The sequence below is a fragment of the Microbacterium sp. JB110 genome, assembly GCF_003335195.1.
Classification (GTDB): Bacteria; Actinomycetota; Actinomycetes; order Actinomycetales; family Microbacteriaceae; genus Microbacterium.
Genome location: NZ_QPGM01000016.1, coordinates 1 through 380, shown reverse-complemented (window position 1 = coordinate 380; position 380 = coordinate 1). Strand labels below are relative to the sequence as shown.

The following is a 380-nucleotide window of genomic DNA, read 5'->3' as shown; positions in this document are numbered from 1 at the left end:
TCCCTTCGGCCACCTCGAGTGCTTTCTTGTTACCACTCACTAGATAAACATCGATTAAACCTGCTAGGATTTTATGCAGCGTATAATAGGGCGCCCACACCTGATTGTTCTGTCCTCCATAGCTCGCGCCATTTTCCAACATGATAAATTGATCGGGAGGATAGGCACTGATATATCCTTTTCCCCAGTTCCAATAGTCGTTACGTATCCCTTTGTCGCTCAGGTCCGAATCATACTGTGTTTTATTCGGCCCGACAGGTACGGCGGTAGGATCTGAAACATGGTCCCCTCCAGCTACTTTTGCATGACCCGAAAGCTCGGACAGCTCGTATAATGTATTGACCATATACGTCATTTTTTGCGCAAAGTTTTCTTGCAAA

Annotated in this window: 1 protein-coding gene; it reads right to left on the bottom strand. The window is 46.1% G+C overall.

Annotated features, from left to right (window positions below; genetic code table 11):
- On the bottom strand, positions 1 to 380 hold a 380-nt coding region (locus tag CIK77_RS17400), incomplete at both ends, for a beta-L-arabinofuranosidase domain-containing protein (RefSeq protein ID WP_181861438.1).